This window comes from Salicola sp. AFF1 (genome assembly GCF_056783195.1).
In genome coordinates, this window is the sequence record NZ_JBXAYL010000005.1 from 46,624 (window position 1) to 65,427 (window position 18,804).

Here is an 18,804-nt window from a genome sequence, read left to right on the forward strand (position 1 = left end):
TCCCTACCCTTGGAACGTCCAGATTTTATTGAATGCAAATGTGACCAGAAATACCGTTAGCGTTGCCAATAACTGAGAAAGCAGATAATAGACATCAAGTACATCGGTCAGAAGTGCCATCACCGCAAGGTTAAGCAGGAATCCCAGTGCGGCTATCAGCATGAAGCGCGTCAGCGTGGTGCGTCTTGAATGGGATGTGCCTGCAAAGACAATCCCGCGATTGAGTTCATGGTTAATCAGCGCGCCAACAATGAAGCCCGTGCAGGAAGCCGGCGTTGGCGCTAATAAATCCCATTCAACCAGGCCCATGAGTACTATGTAGTGAGCCACGGTACCACCGGCCCCGACCAGTCCATAACCGACGATCTGGCGTATTAACGCACGGCGGTGAACCGGTATGGTGGCTCGCCGTGCACTCTGGTCGGTCGATGATTGCGTAACGTCACCCATTGTCAGTAATCCAGGCATCATGGCTCGTGTCATCCCATTACGCCTAAACGCAATGGCGGGCTTTGGTCCAACGGTAAGCGCCCCAAGTGCCAGGGGAGGCGTCAGAGTATGGTTATGAGTATCAGGGCGCTCGTTCGAGCGTTATCGATCCACAACCCTTAGACCGGAGCCAGTGGCGACAAAGAGTTTATCGGCGGGCCGGCGCGCAAAGAGTCCGTTGGTAACCACCCCGGTAATCTGGTTGATGGCTTCTTCCGCCTTGATGGGGCGGCTCAGGTCCAGGTTGTGCACGTCCAGGATGATGTTGCCGTTGTCCGTGGTAATACCGGAACGGTATTCCGGGTCGCCCCCCAGTTTCACCAGCTCACGCCCTACATAGCTGCGGGCCATGGGGATGACTTCCACGGGCAGCGGGAAGGCGCCCAGGATGTCCACTTCCTTGGTCTCATCCACGATGCACAGGAAGGTGTCCGAAGCCGCGGCCAGGATCTTCTCGCGCGTGAGTGCACCGCCGCCGCCCTTGACGAGTTCGAGCCGCTTGTTGGCTTCATCCGCGCCATCGATGTAGAAGCGCGGTGGGGCTACGGCATTCAGGTCATAGACAGGGATGCCGTGTTGCCTGAGGCGTTCGGCCGTGGCCTCGGAGCTTGCAACGGCCCCGTCGAACTGATCGGTTTCCTTGGCCAGGGCTTCAATGAAGCAATTGACGGTACTGCCGGTTCCGATGCCGAGAATGCTGCGCGGTGTCAGTTCCGGCAGAACATGGTTCAACGCGGCCTGGGCTGCTTCCTGCTTGTGGCTGTCCTGGCTCATAGGGGGTGGCTCTCCGTTGTTCGGTACTGGCCCCCAGTATACGGTGTCAGGGGGCGATTAGGAACGGGCCTTGAGTGAGTCCCAGTCCAGCTCCTTGAATCGCCTGAGCTGCCCGCCGTGTTCCGCGGCAAAGCGTTCGGCATCCTTACTGTCCGAAAAGGGGGCCGGGGAGTGTCCCATGGCCCCTTCCTGATCATGGCCGGCAACATACACCGCTTCCCTGGCGTCAACCCAGGCGTCGTTGGAGGGCGACTGCCACCGGGTCTGGCTCAGGTCGTGCACATAGAGTCTTTGGATTCGGGGCTTGGAATCCGGCTGCCAGGCCCAGGAGAGCAGGTCGTTGGTGGAGCAGAATCCCAGGGTCTGACCGTCGTCCACGCAAGCCTGGCCCTTGGGGCCAGGGAAGTTGCTGATGCGCATGCCGCAGAGGGCGCATTCCCGGGTGTCGGATAACGCAACAGGTTGGCAGCTTGCGCCGGTTTCGCCCTGCCCGCAGCCCACCAGGGACAGGATGGGAAGTGCCCCGATGCAGGCGATGACGTGGCGTCTTGTGGTCATGGCGGCTCCTTGGTTTCAGGTGCGGCGGCGCCGGAACACGGCGGCGGCAATCGCGAGCGGGGCAACAACCCATAGCCCGAGAAGGGCGATCAGGGCGGCTACCGAATGCTGCTCATGGGTGGCAATGGCGAGCATGCCGCTGGCTTCCGCGACCTGCTCAAACCCGGTCAGGTTGACGAGCCGGAAGATGTCCGTGGGGTTGATCATCAGCAGCGTCTGGAAGAGGCTTTCATTCACCTGCCCCTCGGTCCCCACCAGGATTCCCAGAAGCGTCAGGTCATAGACCAGCACGAACAGGAACCATACGACCAGGGCCATGCCGGCGGCCCGGGCCTTTTCATGGGCGATGGCGCTGATCAGGTAGGATATGGCCAGAAAGCACCACCCGAGGAGAATGGCGCTGCCGATGAAGAGTGTGAAGGGGCCGGCAAGGGCGCCCAGTGTGGCCTCGGCATCGAAAACCACGATCACCAGCCCGGCAATGCCGAAACCCAGAAGGGTGGACAGGGCCATGATGGCGGCATGGCCTAGGAACTTGCCCGCCAGGAGTCCGGTCCGGCTCAGCGGGTAGGTCATGAGCAGCAACAGGGTGCCGTTCTCATCCTCGCCCACGATGCTGTCGTAAGCGAGCATCAGGGCGATCAGGGGAATCAGGAAGACGGCCAGGCTGGCCAGGCTGGCAATGGTGGTCGAGACACGGGTGAACCCGACCTCTCCGGAGACGGCGGCCCCGAACCAGGCCAGCGCAATGGCGAGTATCGCGAACACCAGGGTGATGGCCAGCACCCAGCGGTTGCGCAGGCCGTCCCGGAATTCCTTGCCGGCAACCACCAGTGATTCATGCATACCGGGTTTCCCCTTCATTGAGTTCAGTGTCGAAATGGGCGTACAGGCTTTCCAGGGTCGGCTGTTCGACTGTGACATCCTCAACGCCGGGCTGGTTGAGCAGTTCATTGAGCACCCTGAGCTTGTCCTCGGCGCTGACGGTCAGAGCCAGGCTGTTGTCGCTGTCGGGCCTGGCGTGCTGTAGGGACGGATGCAGGTCAGTATTCTGGAAACGCGCCGAGGCCTGTCTGCGCACATGGATCGTCAGGGGCAGCTGGGCCTGGCTGCGCAGGGCCTCAATCGAGCCTTCCGCAAGGAGGCTCCCGCGCCCGAGGATGGCCACGCGGTCCACGTGTTGCTCAATGCCGGGCAGCACGTGGGAGCTGATGATGATGCCGGTGCCCTTGGCGCGCAGTTCGTCCATGGTGCGGTAGACGTCCCGTGTCGCCATGGGATCCAGTCCCACCGTGGGTTCGTCGAGCAGAAGCAGGCGGGGTTCGCCGAGCAGTGCCTGGGCGAGGCCGAGGCGCTGGCGCATTCCCTTGGAATAGGTGCGTACCCGTCGATTGGCTGCATGGTCAAGGCCTACCCGCGTCAGAAGCCGACTGACTTCCCGGGGTGGCACGCGCTTGAGACGTGCGAAGTAGGCCAGGACCTCACGGCCGCTGAGGTTGTCGTAGAAACTGACGTTCTCGGGCAGATATCCCAGCTGCAGCCGGAGACGGCCTGATTGGGGACCTCTTGGGTCCTGTCCGAAGACTCTGACCTGCCCCGAGGAAGGTGTCAGGATGCCCAGAATCAGTTTCATGGCCGTGGATTTGCCGGCGCCGTTGTGGCCCAGCAACCCCAGCACTTCCCCCTCACCGAGGGTGAGGTTGAGGTCGCTCAATGCCCTTACGCCGCTGAAGTGGCAACTCAGTTGTTCAAGGTCCACCGCGTTGGTCATGGTTGCTGTTCCTGCTTGTCCGGGCGGTGCATCAGCGGGTGGCTGTCTTTAACGCCCCGGGGACTGAGTATGGGGAAGGCGGACTGGACCCAGCGCATGAGCGCCACGGCGGGGCTGTTCATCAGTACCCGTGCCATGGGGTAGGTCCACAGGATCCGGTCCACCGCGTCATTGGGCTCATGGGGCGTATCGCCGATGCCGTCACCGTCGATGTCCCACCCCATGTAGTCGCTCCAGTAGTTGCCCCGCCCGTTCTTGGACCATTCCTGGGCGCGGGTGGCGACGTACTTCACCTGGGTGCGGTTGCTGATCAGCGCGTTGCCGTGGATTTCGTTGTTCTCCGAGCCCGCGGTCATGTGAATCCCGATGGCCGTGCGCGCGAAGGTATTGCCATGGATCCGGTTCTGCTGCGAGTTGTAGATGAACAGCGCCTTGCCTTCACCGCCTTCGATACTGCGTTCGCTGCCAGGGGCTGTCGAGGCCTTGATGTCGATGGCGGTGTTGTCGCGGAGAACGGAATCGGTGATGTAGTTGAGCAGGAAACCATAACCCTTGTCATCCTCCGCCCGGTTGCCGATCACGTTCAGCTTGGTTGACTGCATGAGCGCGTAGCCGGTGCGGTTGCCCCAGCTCCGGTTGTTACGCACGGTATTACGGTTGGAGTACATGTAATGGATGCCATAGCGCTGGTTGCACAGGCGGTTGCCGGCGAGCGTGTTGTTGTTGCTGACGTTGATGTAGATCCCATCCCGCGCCTGGCAGACGGTATTGTCGCGAATCATGGCGCCATTGACATGGTGCAGGTGGATGCCGTTACCCCGGTCCTGGGAGCGGATGCTGGTATTGCCGGTGATCCGGTTGCGTTCGATCAGAACATCGGGTGCTTCATCAATCCAGACGCCAAAGCCCTGGGCCCGGATGTGGTTGGCCTGTATGTGGGTATTACGGCCACTGCCTTCGATGAAGATGGCCGCGTCGAGGTCCGTCAGGTTGCTGCCGCTGTTGCGCAGGAGAAGTTGCTTCACGGCGACGTCGGGTGCCGCGATGGTCAGTATTGTGCCCTTACCATTGCCATCAATGAGGGTGCCGGGGCTTCCCTGGAGCGTCAGGGAGGTGTCGATCCGGTAGTGGCCCTTGAACAGGCCCGGCTCGAGTTCCAGTGTTTCACCGCTTTCGGCGTTTTCAAGCGCATCGCTCAGGTGGCCGGGTTCAATGCCGGCGATCGCGGATGCGGGGAGGAGTACGGCGCCCAGCAATAGGCTGATAAACGGCTGTATTCGGGTCAAGATGATCACCGTTGGTGAAACAGGACCCGGGCACGGGGTGCCCGGGTCCGTGACAGCGGATCAGGCGTCCGCGGGTTCGACCAGCATGCGGCCCGACATTTCCATGTGCAGGGCGTGGCAGAACCAGTTGCAATAGTACCAGTAGACCCCGGGAGAACCGGCAGTAAAGGTGACCGATGACGTCTGCTGGGGACTGACCTCCATGCTGACACCGTGGCCGATCATGCAGAAGCCGTGACTGACGTCTTCCACCGTGTCCTGGTTGGTGATCACCACGGTCACTTCATCGCCGGCCTTCACGCTGAACTCGGTGATTCCGTAACGGGGAGCGACGGAGGTCATGTAGACCCGTACCTTGTTGCCGTCACGGATGACCTTGTTGTCGCTCTCGATATTGATGCCGTCTTCCTCGGCCATGCGCACGGTCTCGGCGAAGAAGGGATCGTCGCGCTTCCAGACCTGCTGGGTGCTGATCATGTCGCGGGAGACAATGACGGCGTCATGGGGTTCGGCGAAGGTTGGCGTGTCGTGCACCAGCTTCATTTCCTCGCCGGAGATGTCGATCATCTGGTCGTTCTCCGGGTGCAGCGGTCCTACGGGCAGGAACCGGTCCTTCGAGAACTTGTTCAGCGAGAACAGCCACTTGCCATCCGCATCCTTGGACTCTGCCAGGGTGGCATGGTTGTGGCCCGGCTGATAGTGCACGTCCAGCTTCTGGATGATGTAGTTCACATCCTCGCCATTGTAGTGGCGGACCGCTTTCTCCATGTCCCACTTAACAATCTGGCTGTCAATGAACAGTGTGGTGTAGGCGTTGCCGCGCCCGTCGTAGGTGGTGTGAAGTGGCCCCAGACCCAGCTCGGGTTCACCCGCAATCACGTCGCGCTCGCTGGACAGGTTGCCCGCGAACAGGTCGTCCAGCCTGGCAATTTCAACCATGCTTACCGTTGGCGACAGCTTGCCCGCGCAGATGAAGTACTTGCCGTCGGTCGAGGTGTTGCAGCCATGGGGGTTTTTCGGGATCGGGATGTAGCGGGTCACCTCGGAACCACTACGACCGTCCACCACGGGCACATCCGAATCGCCAATGGTGGTGTAGTTGCCCTCCTTGACCGCCTGCTCAATGCGCTCAATGTTGAACACCACCACCCAGTCACGCTCGGCGCGCTGCATGTCGGCGAGGGTGGTCCCTTTTTCCGAGTTGTAGCAGGTGGCTGCGGCGTACTTGCCGGTGTAGTCGGCATCCATGTTGTCGAGGTTGCCGTCGACCATGACCTGCCAGGCCACTTCCATGGTTTCGCCGTCCACAGCGGTCCAAAGCGTCCAGTACTGTTGGGGCTTATCAAGCTCGCGCCCGTCATTGGGCTTGGGGATGGGGAATTCCGCGTTGGCGAAGACATAGCCGGTCTTGGGGACCTTCTGCAACCGCAGCCCGTGCACCGCCTGGATATTGGGGATGGTAACCATGGCATCGGGCTTGAACACATCGAGGCGGATGCGTGCGATGCGCGAGTTGGCCTTATCGTTGATATAGAGATAGCGACCGTCGTGGCTGCCGTCGGTGTAGCTGAGGTGCGGGTGGTGGGCGTCGCCATTGGTGTACTTGTGGCTGTCGCCCATGATCCGCTTGGATTCGTTGGTCATGCCCCAGCCAGTAGCACTGCAGTGATTGAATACGGGAATGCGCATGATCTCGCGCATGGAGGGCACGCCGAATACCCGGACCTCGCCGGAGTGGCCACCGCTCCAGAAACCGTAGTAGTCGTCCAGTTCGCCCAGTGGTACATGGCTGCTCTGGGCCCCTTCCGCGGCCCTGGCCTCGCTCGTGCCGCCCATCATCAGCGCCGTGCCGGTACCACCGGTTGCGCCCAGGGCGCCGACCGTGGCCGTGGCGCCCAGAAAGGACCGCCGGCCGGGGTTGGCGACCTCTTCGTGACGGTCGTTGTCGTTCTGCTCGTTATCGCCTCTTGTCATGATAGTAACTCCATGGTCTGTCGCTGGTTTTGGGGCATACCTAGCGGGTGACGTCCACCGCGGGTATCTTGTTCGGGTTGTTCTTGCTGTCATCGGCATCCGTGCGCGCCATCTTCTCGCGCTTCTTGCGCTTCTGGATCATGGGCGGACACTTCTGGTCGTTCCAGTAGGTGACCTGGCAGTCCAGGCAGTGATGGCATTCGTTCGGGTTGATCCGGCCATCCGGGTGGATGGCCCCGATTTCGCATTCATTGGCGCAGATCTGGCAGGGGGAACCGCACTCCTTGTGTCGCTTGAGCCAGTCGAAAAGCCGGATCCGGGCCGGGATGGCCAGCCCCGCGCCCAGGGGGCAGATGTAACGGCAGTAGAACTTGTGATTGAAGATGCCGATCACCAGCAGCAGGGCGGCGTAGAGGATGAAGCCCCACTCACGTTGCCAGTGCAGCGTTACGGCCGTCTTGAAGGGCTCCACTTCGGAATAGTGTTCGGCGGCCCCCAGTGATTGCAGGGAAATGCCGAACAGCACCAGCAGGATCAGGTACTTCAGGGCCCAGAGGCGCTCGTGGACGGCGAAGGGGACGTCGAACTGCGGCACCTTGAGCTTGCGGGCCGCCAGGTTGATGAGCTCCTGCATGGCGCCGAAGGGGCAGAGCCAGCCACAGAACACACCACGACCCCAGAACAGCAGCGTGGCGGCCACGAAACTCCACATGATGAACATCATCGGGTCCATCAGGAAGGTGGTCCAGCTGAAGTCCGTGAATACGGCATTGGTGAAGGTGAAGATGTTGACCACCGACAGCTGCGCCAGGGCGTACCAGCCGATGAACACCACGGTGTAGATCAGGAAGCCGATGCGCAGCGGATGCAGCAGACGGGGACGTTTGGCGAGCCAGTCCTGGAACAGCAGGATGAAGACGAGTAAGCCGAGCCCAGCCCCGAGTACGCCGATCTGTATCTGGCGGTCCTGCCAGACCGAGACCCAGAGTGGCTGATCGCTTTCGTCATTGAGGGCCCTGCGTTCAGGGATGTTGAACCATGCCTTAATCGGCTTGTGCTCCAGCGTGAAATTGACAAACGTGGAGTCGAGGGCCCCGTACTGACGCCGGACCCGGAGCTGAAGCTCCCAGGGGGTGGCTGGATCAAACTTGTGCTGCTGGCGGACAATGAAAATGTCCTTTTCCGAGATGGTGGGCGGGTCCGCCAGGGCAAAATCCGGGGCCCGGACCAGGTCGCTGTCGCGGAACTGGATGGAGCGGTCACGCTGGTTGATCTGGATGCGGTCAAAGATGCCGCCCCGGACAAAGCCGGTGCCCTTGAACGAATAGCGGCCATCGGCCATCAGCATGATGGCGTGCTCGCCTTCCTCCAGCCGGTCCATGAGTTGCTGGTAATGCTCTTTGCCCAGCAGGTTGCGGCCGGTGGTCGGTGTGTTCAGGTAGGTGGCGTACAGGTTGATGAACGTCTCGTCACGGGCGTCTTCCGGGGCGGTTTTCACACCTTCGGCTTCCGTCCCCTTGAAGGCATCGTCCACTTCGCCGCGGGTCAGGTGCAGCTTGCTGATGGCGCCTTTGTCGCGGAGCGTGTCCCAGTCTGCCTGTTCGAACGTTTCGGCCTTGACAGTGGCCGGCTCCCGGAGGTCCACAGCATCCTCTTCCACCAGTCCGTGGGTCACCGCCGCCTTGCGGGCGGCCCGCATGATGGTGTCGCCCATGACCACGACCGTGACCGTGGCACCGGAGACCGCATCCACGTAGTCATAGCCCTCGCGTTTGTGTGAGGACAGCCCTACGCGCATGCGGTCGTGGATGGATTTGCCGACGTATTGATCCACGAATGCATCAATTTTCTTTTCCGGGATCCCGGTGAGCACAATGGGTTCGGAATGCTCAAGGATTTCGCCGCCCACGATCTCGCCATCGCTGTTCAGACCAATGCGCATGTTGACCGGTTTGCCGGAGTAGGCGGGGATGGGCGCGTAGTCCACGGTTTCAAAAACCAGCCCGGCCAGTTCACTGTCGTGGTAGACGCCCATCGCCGGCTGGTCGCCGCTCAGCGGCTCAACGCGGTCTGCCTCCGGGAAGAACGCTTGAGCGTCCTCTTGGGTGGTTTCCGTGGTGGCGGATACAGAGAACAGGGCCGCAGTCAGGCCCAGAAGCAGGGACTGCAAAAGGCGCTGGGTGGTCATACGGCATGCACTCCGGGGCTTTTCCTGCAATGGTTGTGACCACAATGACACCAAACAATTTCTGGCTCATTGATTTTGGGCAAGAATTGATTCATTTCATTTGAACTAATATAGCTGGTGGGCACGCGTTGACAAACTGAGGAGTGAGCGCAATGGGTGATGATGCCGCAGCTGTCGCGAGAGTCTTTGATCAGCCCGAGATCCTCGGGGCCAGGCAACTGGTGACCGAGTACAATTTCCGCCTGGAGGGCATCCTGACCACGATCCGTGTCTGGATTTACAGGGGAGTGCTTGGCGATTGGGTGGAGGCCGATCAGGACTACTACCTGCAGGCGCCCGGTATGGCCGAGCCAGCGGTGCCTGAAAGTGCCCGCTATGCCAGTGTGGAGGAAGCCCTGAGTGAGGTGCTGGCCTCTTTCACGCAAGGCTACAGGGCGGCCGTGCAAGCCGGGTATAAGCCGAGCAGTGACTGGTTGATGCCAGGCTACTAGTCCGCCGGGTTGCGGGTAACGCCCTGGGCGGCCAGCCGGGCCTCGGTCCACTGGTCGACGAGGGCGATGGTGTCCATGCTGATTTCGTGGCCCAGCGCCAGCGTATGCCAGGCCACGGGCAGGCCCAGATCCCGCAGCCGGTCACGATTGGTCTTGGCTTCTTCCACAGGGATGAGCTCATCACCGGTACCATGGATCATCAGGATCGGGGTGGCTGCGTTGGCAGGGTGGATTGCCCCGGCAAGCGCCTCCGGGTGGAGCAGCTCCCCGGACAGCACGATGATGCCTGCCAGTGGATAGGGATACTGAAGGGCTGTATGCAGCGCCATGGCACCGCCCTGGGAGAAACCGCCCACAAGGGTCCTGGCCGGGGGAATGCCGGTTTCCCGTTCCGCATCAAGCAGCCCGGTCAATTGGGTGTGGCTTTCCCAAAGCGTTTCCGCATCCGCTTCCCCGGAGTCCGCTGCAGCCACGTCGTACCAGGCCCGACCCATGCGCCCGCCCAGTGCTTGCAGCCGGCGCATCGGTGCGTTGGGTGCCAGGTAGCGCAGGCCCAGTTCCCGTGAGGCCGCCAGGTTCTTGAACAGGGGCGTCAGGTCTTCGGAGCTGGTGCCCTGGCCATGCAGCCATAACATAGCGGCTTCAACGTTGCGCCGGGTATGGATGGTCAGTGTTTCGTCTGATCCATGCATTGCGTCTCTCCAGTGGCATGAGCGTGCGGATGACAATACCTGTATCCGGGATGAATGTTAAGTGCCGGGCTGCTGAAAAACGCCCCTGCTGGTCGCCTGCGGGCGGGCATGTGGTTTTATGGAGTCATGCGGGCTAGTGTGTTCATAACCATCCTGGTTGCCTGGACTGAGTTGAGGCAGGTCAATGTTATTGTGGGGTGGTCTCTGTAGGATGTAACCAAGGCAAGCCCTGTTCAACTGACCAAGAAAATAAAGGAGCTGATATGAAGGCTACCGTTAAACCGATTGCGATCCTCGGCGCTATCCTTGCCATGGGGGCGGCCAGTACCGGGGTAGCCCAGGAGCGTTCCGGCGAGAAGATCTACAGCAATTACTGCAGTACCTGCCACCAGATCGGTGCAGCTGGCGCGCCCAAACTCGATGCCGGGGACGAGTGGCAGAGCCGGCTTGATGAGCGGGGCCGTGAAGGGCTCTACAAGCACTCCATCAATGGCTTCAAGGGCATGCCGCCCAAGGGCACCTGTGGTGACTGTTCCGATTCGGAAATGAAGGCGGCTGTCGATTACATGCTCGGTGAAGCTGTTGAATGACGGATAAACGGGCATCATGCGTGGACGTGGTGCCCGGATCCTTCTTACACTGTGAGGCTGTCTGACCAGAGAGAGCCTCACCATGCCCGACCGCTATATCCGCAAGATTCTGGACGCACGCGTTTACGACGTGGCGATCGAATCACCGGTAACCCATGCGCGCAACCTGACCCGCCGCTTCAATAACAGCATCTTTTTCAAGCGCGAGGATCTGCAGCCGGTCTTCTCCTTCAAGCTGCGTGGGGCCTACAACAAGATCAGTCAGCTTTCGGATGCCCAGAAAGCCTGTGGCGTGATTGCCGCCTCCGCCGGTAATCACGCCCAGGGGGTGGCACTGGCGGCTACCGGGTTGGGTATTCATGCCACCATCGTCATGCCGCGTACCACGCCGGAGATCAAAGTCAATTCCGTGCGCGACAGTGGCGCCGAAGTGGTGCTGATCGGCGACGCGTTTGACGAGGCCGCCGCTTACGCCCAGCAACAGATTGAGAAGCACGGCTACACGTACATCCATCCCTATGATGACCCGGATACCATTGCCGGCCAGGGCACGGTGGCGATGGAATTGCTCTGGCAGTTCACAAAACCGATACACGCGGTGTTCATCCCGGTTGGTGGCGGCGGTCTGATCGCGGGTATGGCCGCCTATATCAAGTATCTGCGCCCGGAGACACGGGTTATTGCGGTGGAGCCCGAGGATTCAGCCTGCCTTTCAGAGGCCCTGAAGGCGGGCCAGCGTGTAACGCTCCCGCAGGTGGGAATCTTTGCCGATGGTGTGGCCGTGAAACAGATCGGCAACCATACCTGGGATATCTGCAAGGATCATGTGGACGAGGTGGTGACCGTAACCACCGATGAAATCTGTGCCGCGATCAAGGATGTGTTTGAGGATACGCGTTCCATCCAGGAACCGGCGGGGGCGCTGTCGGTGGCGGGTCTCAAGAAGTACGTCCAACGCCAGGGAGTGGAGGACGAGAACATGATCGGGGTCCTCAGTGGCGCCAACATGAACTTTGACCGGCTGCGCTATGTCTCCGAGCGCACGGAAGTGGGCGAGCAGCGGGAGGCCATCCTGGCGGTCACGATCCCGGAGAAGCCTGGCAGCTTCCGCCAGTTCATCCAGGCGCTGCACAAGCGCAACATCACGGAGTTCAACTACCGTTATTCCTCCGCGGACGAGGCCCATATCTTTGTGGGGGTCCAGATTCAGGCTGGTGGCCTTGGCCGCAACGAAGTGGTGAGTGAGCTTACGGATCTGGGCTACCCGGTCCTGGATCTGACCGACAACGACCTGGCCAAACAGCATATCCGGCACATGGTAGGCGGTCATGCGCCCTCGGTCACCAATGAGAAAGTCTTTCAGTTCACCTTTCCGGAGCGCCCGGGAGCGCTGATTACCTTTCTGATGTCGCTGGGGAGCCGCTGGAACATCTCCATGTTCCATTACCGCAACCACGGCGCCGCCTACAGCCGGATCCTCATGGGCGCCCAGGTTGAGGACGAGGATCTGGATGACTTCCGGGGCATGTTGGATGAGATCGGTTTTGAGTATGAAGAGATTGGCGACGATCCGGCCTACCGCCTGTTTCTGGGGCAGTAAGTTTCAAAACTTTGCAAACTTATAATGAACCGACAATGTTTTGGAATTGTAAAAAAGGCCACTACTGCTAAACTCTCTCATGCTGTACGAAAAAACCGAAATACTCAGCTGTTTTGCGGGCACTGTTGCGATCACAGTAGGAAGCAGGTGCTGGCAGGAGACGATCAACAATGAACCGACAACCTGACGTCATCCGTGTTCTGGTGGTAGTGTTCGCCATTGGGCTGCTGGTCAGTGGGCTGACATCCCTGGCGGTATCCGATGAGCCCAGACTGACCTCCGATGCAGCGCAGGAGGTGATCCTGAGCCAGGGGACTGAGGAAAGGGCAGTTAACTGACCCCGCGTAACAGGTCAGGCCCTCACCGGGTAATACCCCTGGTCTGTCACAATCGCATCCATGGGAATGTCCCAGCTGGCTGTTGGCATGGCCTCAACACGCTGGCATTCATGAGCCAGTCCAATCAGCCGTGGCTTATGCCGGTGGGGCTGGCTCAGGAATTCGAACGTCCGGTCGTAGAAGCCGCCCCCCATCCCCAACCTGTCTCCTTGCGCTGTAAACCCCACCAGAGGCATCAGAACCACGTCCAGGGCCCAGGCGGGCCGGGAAGCAGCCCGGTGAAGGCTGGGTTCTGGTATGCCAAAGCGATTGGGGGTCATCCGGGTGCTCGCGTCCACTCGCAGAAACCAGAGCTGGTTGCCCAGTATGGGGTGGAGTACGGGCAGATAGCAGGTCTTGTTCATGCGTTCCGCCGCTGGTCGCAGCGGGCGCGGATCAATCTCGCCGTCGTTGGGCCAGTAAAGAGCAATGCTGCGTCCATCCCGCAGCTCCCGGCTCGCCAGCAGGTTCCGGCAAAGCCTGCGTGAGGCGCGTCGCTGCTGCTGGGGGCGGAGGGCGCGTCGCCGTGCGCGCAGTTCCTTCCGGAGCTGTTTTCGGGTCGGTTGATGGTTCGTCATGGAGACTCTGGCAAGGCAGGTAATGAGACCCTCCGGGCTGCCGGACCGGATTGTGCCCTTGAACCCTAGAGTTCAAGGCGGGAGCCCCTGGATGGTGAATTAGGCTTTCCTCTGCATGGAGGACCTGCTCACATCACCAGGGAGCGGCTCCCTTTGATTGTGCGCATCGGCTCGAGGACAACATCCAGTAAAGTCGCACAGCCCAGAGAGTCCATGTGATTATAGGCCGATTGGAGGGGGTGAATGCAATGGTGGCGTTCGGCCCTATCAGGAATCCGTGCCCGTTTGCGACTGCTCCAGCGCCTCACGCACCCGGTTATCCATTTCGCGCAGGGTGCGCTCCGCGGATTCCGGCATGTTGCTGCTGCTCTGCAGCAGTTCATGGGTGATGTTGAGCGCGGCCATGACCGCGATCCGCTCGGTGCCAAAGACGCGACCACTGGCCCGGATCTCGCGCATCTTTTCGTCAAGATACCTGGCGGAGCGCTCCAGTTCGCCACGAGCCTCGCCCGGGCTGGCTACCAGGTATTCCTTATCGAGGATGTTGACCGCGACTGTTTCCTTATCCGTATGTTCTGCCATCAGTGATGCTCCAGTGAGCGCAGCCGTGAGATCATTGCTTCGATCCGGTGACGTGCCATGTCGTTTTTCTGCATGAGCTGGACCCGCTCCTGTTGCCAGTCCTCCTGGGCCTGGCGCAGGCGCGCGTTTTCGGCTTCAAGCTGGCGATTGCGCTCGATCAGCCGCTCAATGCGGGCGGCCAGCGCCTCGAGTTCCGCTTGCTCCATGATACGTCTCTCCGGGAATCGCCTCTGGAGAATCACTATAGTGGGCGCCTGGGGAGCGGTCAATTTGCGGTACGACAGTCCCTCACTGCATGATAGTCTGAATGCCTGCATAATCTGGCAGTTGATACCTGTAATCCAAGACCCGGAGCTGATCACCGCATGAGCGGAACCGACGAGAACGATACGCAGCGTCTGCACGACGTTGTCTATGACTTTGACCTGTGGTCCGATCTGCATGGACGCCACGGTGCCATCAACCACCCCAGCGAACTGCACGGGTTGCTGGCGGGAGAACTGGCCGCAGGGGAGCGCCTGTCCAGTGAACGCTGGGAAAACCTGGCGCTGGAACATCTGGGCTGCGACCGACTGGAAGAACCGCAGGAGGATGACCAGGGTGATGAGCAGGTGTCCCCCCGTGCCCTTCTGCATGCGTTCTATGCCGCTACCCTGGCCGCCCTGCAGTCTGAGGACATGGACTTCCAGCTGCTGCTGCCCCCGGAGCAGGCGCCGTTGAACCAGCGGCTTGAAGCGCTTTCCAACTGGGTCAGGGGCTTCCTCGAGGGGATGGCCCGGGCCGCGGGCGACGGCCTGAGCCGGGCGCCTGATGACATCCGTGAACTGATCCGGGACTTTGTGGCCATCAGCCAGGTGGAAAGCGACGCGGACGATGGCGAGGAGGAGGGCGATCGCGACATTGAGGAGGTCTCTGAGTACATCCGGGTTGGCGTCCTTAATGTCTTTGCCGAGTTCAACCATCCCCAGCCGGATTCCGAGGCTGACCAACAGACACTGCACTGAACCGGGAGTGCCGATGACCGCCGCAAGCAAGCAGACCCATTGCCTTATCGACCGCGACGAGCACGCCAGCCGCCGGCGCCGTCTGATGGAGCAGATGGCGCCGGACAGCATCGCCATTGTCTCGGCGGCCCCGGAGCGCACCCGCAGCCGGGATACGGAATACCCCTATCGCCAGGATAGCGACTTCCTCTACCTGACCGGTTTCCAGGAGCCTCACGCGGTGCTGGTGCTGATTCCCGGCCGTGAGCACGGGGAGTCGGTCCTGTTCTGCCGGGAGCGTGATCCGGACCGGGAGCTCTGGGACGGGTTCATGGTAGGGCCGGATGGCGCCGTGGCCGACTACGGCATGGACGATGCCTTCCCGATCAGTGACATCGACGACATCCTGCCGGGCCTGATCGAGGGGCGCTCCCGGGTCTATTATTCCATCGGCCGTGATTCGGCGTTCGACAGCCGGGTCATGGAATGGGTCAACAGCATCCGGGCACGGGTGCGCAGCGGCGCCAAGCCACCGGGTGAGTTCGTAGCCCTGGAATACACCCTGCACGACATGCGGCTGTACAAGAGTGCGGCGGAACTGCAGGTGATGGAACGCGCCGGCCGGATCAGCGCTGACGCCCACTGCCAGGCCATGCACCGTGCTCAGCCGGGGCTGCGGGAATACCAGCTGGAAGCGGAGCTTCTGTACCGTTTCCTGGACGAAGGAGCGAGTGCCCCCGCGTACCCGACCATTGTCGCGAGCGGCTCCCACGGCTGTGTGCTCCATTACACCGAGAATCAGGGCATGCTGGCCGACGGTGAGCTGGTGTTGATTGATGCCGGCTGTGAGTACAACGGCTATGCTGCGGACATAACCCGGACTTTCCCGGCCAACGGCCGTTTCACGGGTGAGCAGAAAGCGGTGTACGAGATTGTGCTTGCGGCCCAGAAGGCGGCTATTGAGAAGGTGCAACCCGAGAACCACTGGAACCAGCCCCACGAGGCCGCCGTGGAGGTCCTGAGTCAGGGGCTTCTGGATCTTGGCATTCTCTCCGGCACTCTGGAGGAGGTCATCGAACAGGGCCATTACCGGGATTTCTTTATGCACCGCACCGGCCACTGGTTGGGCATGGACGTGCACGACGTGGGCGATTACCGCATTGGCGGCGCCTGGCGTGTGCTCGAGCCCGGGATGGTGATGACCATTGAGCCGGGCCTCTACATTGCTCCGGGGCAGACAGGCGTGGATGAGCGCTGGCAGGGGATTGCCGTGCGCATCGAGGATAACGTTGCCGTCACCCGGTCCGGGTATCGCAATCTCACCACTCATGTGCCCAAGGACATAGCGGCGATTGAGGCATTGATGGCGGATGAGTGATCCGGCGGCCTCCACCCGGCACTGCGACGTACTCATTGTTGGCGGCGGCATGGCCGGCGCCTCGCTGGCGCTGGGGCTGGCCCGCCATGCCCCATCACTGGAAGTGGCGGTGGTCGAATCCTCACCGCTGGATCCGTCGGTGGATCCCCAGGCCCAGTTCCAGCCCAGCTATGATGCCCGAGCGACGGCACTGGCCCATGGATCCAGGCTGATCTACGAGGATCTTGGCGTGTGGCCGGAACTGGCCCAGGCGGCCACGCCCATCGAACACATCCATGTCTCCAGCCGCGGTCGCCCCGGCACCACCCGAATGCATGCCTCGGAGCATGGTACCCCGGCTCTGGGGTATGTGGTGGATAACGGTTGGCTGGGGCTGAATCTCGTAGCCGCGTTGCAGGATACGGCCACACACTGGCTCTGTCCGGCCCGGGTGGTGACGGCGCAAACCGCCGGTGACGGGGCGCACGTGATGGTGGAACAGGGGCATGAGCAGCAGTGGTGGCAGACCCGGCTGCTGGTGGTGGCGGACGGCGGTCGTTCTGGGTTGCGGGAGCATCTGGGGTTCCAGCCCAGGCGTGAGTCCTATGGCCAGCACGCGCTGGTTGCCACCGTTACCACGGATGAGCCACACCGCAACCAGGCGTATGAGCGGTTTTCCGATGGGGCTGCTGTGGCATTGCTCCCCCACAGGGGCTCCCATGATTACGCTCTGGTCTGGACCATGGACAACAGTGCTATCGAGCGCCGGATGACGCTGGAAGCGGATGCCTTCCTGGCTGAGTTGCAGGAGCGCTTTGGGTGGCGCCAGGGGCGGTTCAGGCACGTGGGTCAGCGCCACAGCTATCCCCTGGCACTGGAGCAGGTGGCCCACCCGGTGAGACCCGGGGCCGTGCTGGTGGGTAATGCGGCCCATTCGCTGCATCCGGTGGCGGGGCAGGGTTTCAATCTGGCGCTTCGCGGGCTGATGCGGCTCAGCAGCCGACTGGGCGAGGCCGCGGCCAATCCGGCATCCCTGGGCCAGCCGGAGACCCTGGCTCCCTGGCTGACGCGCCATCAGGCTGACGTGGACGCTGTTGTTGGTTTCTCCGACGGCCTGGTGCGCGTCTTCTCTGAAAAGGGTGGCTTTCCGGGGGTGCTGCGGGACCTGGGGCTGGCGGCGCTGGACGCCACCCCCGGCGCCCGCCAATGGCTGGCCCAGCGCAACATGGGGTTGAACACAAGACGGAGTTCCCTTGGCCATGACTGAAAGTGCCCTCACGGAAAGAACCACCATTGCCATTGTGGGGGGCGGCCTGGTAGGCGGAGCCCTGGCATTGCTTCTGGCGCGCCTGGGCCTGGAGGTCACGGTTGTGGAGCCGCAATCCAGGGACGCGCTGCTTCATGAGATGGAACCGGCGACGACGGTGGATGAGTTCGAGCCACGCGTCAGCGCCCTGACCGAAGGCACCCGCCAGCTGCTGGAGGACCTGGGCATCTGGCCTGAAATCGAGGCCCGGCGTTGCTGCCCCTACCGGGATATGCGCGTCTGGGATGCTGAGGGGACCGGGAGTATCCATTTCGAGGCCGCGGAACTGCAGCTGTCACGACTGGGCAGTATCGTGGAGAACCGCGTGGTGCTGGGCGCGCTTGCCCGGGCCATGGTGGCGCAACCGGGGCTGACCTGGCTGGATGGCGAATACGTGCGCCACTGGCGTCCCACTGGCGCCGGCTCGGCGGTGATGCTCAGTGATGGCCGTTGGCTTGAGGCGCGGCTGGTGGTGGGGGCGGATGGCGCCAACTCGCGCATACGCCAGTGGGCCGGGTTGGCGACTCGGGAGTGGGATTACGACCAGCAGGCGATTGTGTGCACGGCCCGCACGGCGTACGGCCACCAGCGCACCGCCTGGCAGCGGTTTATGACCACGGGGCCGCTGGCCTACCTGCCCCTGGCCAATGAGGCGGGCAGTGACCGGTTCGTCTCCATTGTCTGGTCCCAGGACGTGGGGGAGTCCGCGCGCCTGATGAACCTTGATGATGGCGCCTTTGCGGCTGAGCTGGCTGCGGCACTGGAGTGGACGCTGGGGTCGGTGGAAGCTGTTTCAACGCGCCATGCCCTGCCGTTGCGTCAGCGCCATGCCCGCGAATACGCCCGTCCAGGGGTAGCCCTTGTTGGGGATGCCGCGCATACCATTCACCCGCTGGCTGGCCAGGGCGTGAATCTCGGTTTTGCGGATGCCGCCGTGCTTGCGGACGAAATCCGCCTGGCCATGGAGCGCGGTCTGGAACCGGCGCACGCCAGCGCGTTGCAGCGTTATCAGCGCCGTCGCAAGGTCGAGAATCTGTCACTCATGGCGGCCATGGAAGGCTTCAAGCAGCTCTTCGGGCGGGACGAACTGGCGTTGCGCTGGTTGCGCAACGCCGGGATGCGCTGGCTGGATGGCCAGACCGGGATCAAGAACCGGATCGCCGCTGAGGCTATGGGAACCCGTCATCCCTTGCCGACGTTCTGAAAGC

At 61.8% G+C, this 18,804-nt stretch carries 20 protein-coding genes and 1 other RNA gene; 8 read left to right on the forward strand and 13 right to left on the reverse strand.

The window, feature by feature from the left end; translation table 11 throughout:
• Positions 1 to 3: 3 nt before the first annotated feature.
• The 8 genes from AC1RQI_RS04680 to nosR all read right to left on the reverse strand — a co-directional run bounded on the left by AC1RQI_RS04680 (position 4) and on the right by nosR (position 9,040).
• Positions 4 to 450, reverse strand: a complete 447-nt coding sequence (locus AC1RQI_RS04680) for a GtrA family protein (RefSeq protein WP_481903859.1) — start codon at positions 448 to 450, stop codon at positions 4 to 6.
• A 141-nt stretch (positions 451 to 591) separates the two neighbouring features.
• Complete coding sequence (rpiA, locus tag AC1RQI_RS04685; RefSeq protein WP_481903860.1) at positions 592 to 1,263, reverse strand: ribose-5-phosphate isomerase RpiA; 672 nt, start codon at positions 1,261 to 1,263, stop codon at positions 592 to 594.
• A 57-nt stretch (positions 1,264 to 1,320) separates the two neighbouring features.
• Positions 1,321 to 1,821, reverse strand: coding sequence for a nitrous oxide reductase accessory protein NosL (locus AC1RQI_RS04690; protein WP_481903861.1), 501 nt, complete (start codon positions 1,819 to 1,821; stop codon positions 1,321 to 1,323).
• A gap of 15 nt (positions 1,822 to 1,836) precedes the next feature.
• The gene (locus AC1RQI_RS04695; protein WP_481903862.1) at positions 1,837 to 2,667 is read right to left on the reverse strand and encodes an ABC transporter permease; all 831 of its coding nucleotides are present in this window, start codon (positions 2,665 to 2,667) and stop codon (positions 1,837 to 1,839) included.
• Complete coding sequence (locus tag AC1RQI_RS04700; RefSeq protein ID WP_481903863.1) at positions 2,660 to 3,592, reverse strand: ABC transporter ATP-binding protein; 933 nt, start codon at positions 3,590 to 3,592, stop codon at positions 2,660 to 2,662. Before AC1RQI_RS04700 ends, AC1RQI_RS04695 begins: the two co-directional genes overlap by 8 nt.
• A complete protein-coding gene (locus AC1RQI_RS04705) occupies positions 3,589 to 4,887 on the reverse strand; it encodes a nitrous oxide reductase family maturation protein NosD (RefSeq protein ID WP_481903864.1) in 1,299 nt (432 codons plus the stop codon). The genes AC1RQI_RS04700 and AC1RQI_RS04705 overlap by 4 nt, the downstream gene beginning before the upstream one ends.
• A gap of 51 nt (positions 4,888 to 4,938) precedes the next feature.
• Entirely contained in the window at positions 4,939 to 6,852 is a 1,914-nt protein-coding gene (gene nosZ / locus AC1RQI_RS04710; protein WP_481903865.1) for a TAT-dependent nitrous-oxide reductase, read from the reverse strand.
• 40 nt (positions 6,853 to 6,892) lie between these two features.
• Entirely contained in the window at positions 6,893 to 9,040 is a 2,148-nt protein-coding gene (gene nosR / locus AC1RQI_RS04715; RefSeq protein ID WP_481903866.1) for a transcriptional regulator NosR, read from the reverse strand.
• Between the two features lie 152 nt (positions 9,041 to 9,192).
• On the opposite strand from nosR, the gene AC1RQI_RS04720 reads away from it, so the two are divergent.
• Entirely contained in the window at positions 9,193 to 9,531 is a 339-nt protein-coding gene (locus AC1RQI_RS04720; RefSeq protein ID WP_481903867.1) for a hypothetical protein, read from the forward strand.
• Here AC1RQI_RS04720 and AC1RQI_RS04725 read toward each other — a convergent pair.
• Positions 9,528 to 10,223 carry an alpha/beta hydrolase gene (locus tag AC1RQI_RS04725; RefSeq protein ID WP_481903868.1) on the reverse strand — a complete coding sequence of 232 codons (696 nt, stop codon included), beginning with the start codon at positions 10,221 to 10,223 and terminating at the stop codon, positions 9,528 to 9,530. The genes AC1RQI_RS04720 and AC1RQI_RS04725 overlap by 4 nt on opposite strands.
• A 263-nt stretch (positions 10,224 to 10,486) precedes the next feature.
• Between AC1RQI_RS04725 and AC1RQI_RS04730 the strand changes: the two genes are divergently transcribed.
• From AC1RQI_RS04730 to AC1RQI_RS04740, 3 genes are all read left to right on the forward strand, one after another.
• Positions 10,487 to 10,813: a c-type cytochrome gene (locus tag AC1RQI_RS04730; RefSeq protein WP_481903869.1), complete on the forward strand. Its 327-nt coding sequence runs from the start codon at positions 10,487 to 10,489 to the stop codon at positions 10,811 to 10,813.
• 82 nt (positions 10,814 to 10,895) lie between these two features.
• On the forward strand, positions 10,896 to 12,413 hold the full coding sequence (gene ilvA, locus AC1RQI_RS04735) for a threonine ammonia-lyase, biosynthetic (RefSeq protein ID WP_416633334.1): 1,518 nt from the start codon (positions 10,896 to 10,898) through the stop codon (positions 12,411 to 12,413).
• Positions 12,414 to 12,583: 170 nt separating this feature from the next.
• Entirely contained in the window at positions 12,584 to 12,751 is a 168-nt protein-coding gene (locus AC1RQI_RS04740; protein WP_416633335.1) for a hypothetical protein, read from the forward strand.
• Positions 12,752 to 12,765: 14 nt separating this feature from the next.
• On the opposite strand, the gene AC1RQI_RS04745 is transcribed toward AC1RQI_RS04740, so the two are convergent.
• From AC1RQI_RS04745 to AC1RQI_RS04760, 4 genes are all read right to left on the reverse strand, one after another.
• On the reverse strand, positions 12,766 to 13,368 hold the full coding sequence (locus AC1RQI_RS04745; protein WP_416633336.1) for a 5-formyltetrahydrofolate cyclo-ligase: 603 nt from the start codon (positions 13,366 to 13,368) through the stop codon (positions 12,766 to 12,768).
• Between the two features lie 25 nt (positions 13,369 to 13,393).
• Positions 13,394 to 13,580, reverse strand: a non-coding RNA gene (ssrS, locus tag AC1RQI_RS04750) — 6S RNA.
• Positions 13,581 to 13,635: 55 nt separating this feature from the next.
• Positions 13,636 to 13,950, reverse strand: coding sequence for a cell division protein ZapA (locus AC1RQI_RS04755; RefSeq protein ID WP_416633337.1), 315 nt, complete (start codon positions 13,948 to 13,950; stop codon positions 13,636 to 13,638).
• Positions 13,950 to 14,156 (reverse strand): TIGR02449 family protein, encoded by a 207-nt coding sequence (locus AC1RQI_RS04760; RefSeq protein ID WP_416633338.1) that lies wholly within the window; start codon positions 14,154 to 14,156, stop codon positions 13,950 to 13,952. Before AC1RQI_RS04760 ends, AC1RQI_RS04755 begins: the two co-directional genes overlap by 1 nt.
• 159 nt (positions 14,157 to 14,315) lie before the next feature.
• On the opposite strand from AC1RQI_RS04760, the gene AC1RQI_RS04765 reads away from it, so the two are divergent.
• Genes AC1RQI_RS04765 through AC1RQI_RS04780 form a run of 4 tightly spaced genes read left to right on the forward strand, consistent with a single transcriptional unit; the run spans position 14,316 to position 18,800 of the window.
• Entirely contained in the window at positions 14,316 to 14,954 is a 639-nt protein-coding gene (locus tag AC1RQI_RS04765) for a UPF0149 family protein (protein WP_416633339.1), read from the forward strand.
• 13 nt (positions 14,955 to 14,967) lie between these two features.
• A complete protein-coding gene (pepP, locus tag AC1RQI_RS04770; protein ID WP_481903870.1) occupies positions 14,968 to 16,311 on the forward strand; it encodes a Xaa-Pro aminopeptidase in 1,344 nt (447 codons plus the stop codon).
• Entirely contained in the window at positions 16,304 to 17,557 is a 1,254-nt protein-coding gene (gene ubiH / locus AC1RQI_RS04775) for a 2-octaprenyl-6-methoxyphenyl hydroxylase (RefSeq protein WP_481903871.1), read from the forward strand. The genes pepP and ubiH overlap by 8 nt, the downstream gene beginning before the upstream one ends.
• Positions 17,550 to 18,800: an FAD-dependent monooxygenase gene (locus AC1RQI_RS04780; protein WP_481903872.1), complete on the forward strand. Its 1,251-nt coding sequence runs from the start codon at positions 17,550 to 17,552 to the stop codon at positions 18,798 to 18,800. Before ubiH ends, AC1RQI_RS04780 begins: the two co-directional genes overlap by 8 nt.
• Positions 18,801 to 18,804 lie beyond the last annotated feature (4 nt).

Coding starts and splice junctions, on each gene's coding strand:
- AC1RQI_RS04680 (WP_481903859.1), bottom strand. CDS start 450: ATGGGTGACGTTACGCAATCATCGACCGACCAGAGTGCACGGCGAGCC.
- rpiA (WP_481903860.1), bottom strand. CDS start 1,263: ATGAGCCAGGACAGCCACAAGCAGGAAGCAGCCCAGGCCGCGTTGAAC.
- AC1RQI_RS04690 (WP_481903861.1), bottom strand. CDS start 1,821: ATGACCACAAGACGCCACGTCATCGCCTGCATCGGGGCACTTCCCATC.
- AC1RQI_RS04695 (WP_481903862.1), bottom strand. CDS start 2,667: ATGCATGAATCACTGGTGGTTGCCGGCAAGGAATTCCGGGACGGCCTG.
- AC1RQI_RS04700 (WP_481903863.1), bottom strand. CDS start 3,592: ATGACCAACGCGGTGGACCTTGAACAACTGAGTTGCCACTTCAGCGGC.
- nosZ (WP_481903865.1), bottom strand. CDS start 6,852: ATGACAAGAGGCGATAACGAGCAGAACGACAACGACCGTCACGAAGAG.
- nosR (WP_481903866.1), bottom strand. CDS start 9,040: ATGACCACCCAGCGCCTTTTGCAGTCCCTGCTTCTGGGCCTGACTGCG.
- AC1RQI_RS04720 (WP_481903867.1), top strand. CDS start 9,193: ATGGGTGATGATGCCGCAGCTGTCGCGAGAGTCTTTGATCAGCCCGAG.
- AC1RQI_RS04725 (WP_481903868.1), bottom strand. CDS start 10,223: ATGCATGGATCAGACGAAACACTGACCATCCATACCCGGCGCAACGTT.
- AC1RQI_RS04730 (WP_481903869.1), top strand. CDS start 10,487: ATGAAGGCTACCGTTAAACCGATTGCGATCCTCGGCGCTATCCTTGCC.
- ilvA (WP_416633334.1), top strand. CDS start 10,896: ATGCCCGACCGCTATATCCGCAAGATTCTGGACGCACGCGTTTACGAC.
- AC1RQI_RS04740 (WP_416633335.1), top strand. CDS start 12,584: ATGAACCGACAACCTGACGTCATCCGTGTTCTGGTGGTAGTGTTCGCC.
- AC1RQI_RS04745 (WP_416633336.1), bottom strand. CDS start 13,368: ATGACGAACCATCAACCGACCCGAAAACAGCTCCGGAAGGAACTGCGC.
- AC1RQI_RS04755 (WP_416633337.1), bottom strand. CDS start 13,950: ATGGCAGAACATACGGATAAGGAAACAGTCGCGGTCAACATCCTCGAT.
- AC1RQI_RS04760 (WP_416633338.1), bottom strand. CDS start 14,156: ATGGAGCAAGCGGAACTCGAGGCGCTGGCCGCCCGCATTGAGCGGCTG.
- AC1RQI_RS04765 (WP_416633339.1), top strand. CDS start 14,316: ATGAGCGGAACCGACGAGAACGATACGCAGCGTCTGCACGACGTTGTC.
- pepP (WP_481903870.1), top strand. CDS start 14,968: ATGACCGCCGCAAGCAAGCAGACCCATTGCCTTATCGACCGCGACGAG.
- ubiH (WP_481903871.1), top strand. CDS start 16,304: ATGAGTGATCCGGCGGCCTCCACCCGGCACTGCGACGTACTCATTGTT.
- AC1RQI_RS04780 (WP_481903872.1), top strand. CDS start 17,550: ATGACTGAAAGTGCCCTCACGGAAAGAACCACCATTGCCATTGTGGGG.